Source organism: Pseudomonas tremae (assembly GCF_001401155.1).
GTDB lineage: Bacteria > Pseudomonadota > Gammaproteobacteria > Pseudomonadales > Pseudomonadaceae > Aquipseudomonas > Aquipseudomonas tremae.
The window spans coordinates 1-907 of record NZ_LJRO01000320.1; the positions used below are offsets into that span (position 1 = coordinate 1).

Annotated in this window: 1 protein-coding gene and 1 pseudogene; both read left to right on the forward strand. The window is 50.5% G+C overall.

Annotated features, from left to right (window positions below; genetic code table 11):
- The first annotated feature begins 176 nt into the window (after window positions 1-176).
- Window positions 177-413: a hypothetical protein gene (locus ALO43_RS30295; protein WP_157062332.1), complete on the forward strand. Its 237-nt coding sequence runs from the start codon at window positions 177-179 to the stop codon at window positions 411-413.
- A gap of 199 nt (window positions 414-612) precedes the next feature.
- A pseudogene (locus tag ALO43_RS29195) lies at window positions 613-907 on the forward strand (hypothetical protein); the annotation flags it as partial.

The following is a 907-nucleotide window of genomic DNA, read 5'->3' on the forward strand; positions in this document are numbered from 1 at the left end:
AAAGGTTTTTCTTGAGGATCAGGCTGTCTGTAAGCGTGTTCCCCTAGATACGTGGTCCTGGACTCCGCCCCGCTATTACAGTTCTCTGGAAGTCAAGCTTTTACATTTTAGAGCCTCATGTTCTAAATGGGCTGATCGATTAGGGCTTGATAAAAGAATAAGTGTGAGGATGCATGATGAGTAATAAATTTGCCCGGAAATCCCCCGATGCCCCTCGACTTGTACCCAATACACGCATTGTCGGAGTCGCCTGCGCATTGCCTGCACGTATTTCCAAAGTCAGCGAGTTGGCTGCAACCTTCGGAGAAGAGGCTGTCAATAAAATAATTGCTAGCACGGGTATAGAGGCGCGTCATGTTAGCGACGATGAATGCACCTCTGATCTTTGCTTGAAAGCAGCTGAAAGCAGCTGAAAGCTTATTTTCCGACCTTTCTATCGACAGGTCCACGATTGATGCGCTTATTTTTGTTACGCAGACGCCTGACTACCGGCTGCCTGCTACCGCGTGTACCTTACAGCGTCGCCTCGGCCTTGACATTACAACGGCTGCATTTGATGTTTCATTGGGATGCTCTGGATATGTTTATGGCTTATGGCTCGCGTCTTCTTTATTGGCGGGGGGCGGGAGCCGTCGCGTGCTGCTACTGGCAGGAGATACCGTCAGTAAAATTGTCGCCAAGAGTGATCGTTCAGTCGCCGCACTCTTTGGTGACGCGGGCTCGGCAACATTGCTCGAGTACCATCCAGATGCTGTTCCTACACCCTATATTCTCGGGACAGATGGGCGAGGTGAGAGGAACCTTGTTATTCCTTCAGGCGGGTTCAGGGACATCCAAGGCAGCGACCTTTCCACTTCAGAAGAGGGCTTAAGAGGCCCTTGTGATTTGTTCATGAACGGTGCAGAGA

Coding starts and splice junctions, on each gene's coding strand:
- ALO43_RS30295 (WP_157062332.1), top strand. CDS start 177: ATGAGTAATAAATTTGCCCGGAAATCCCCCGATGCCCCTCGACTTGTA.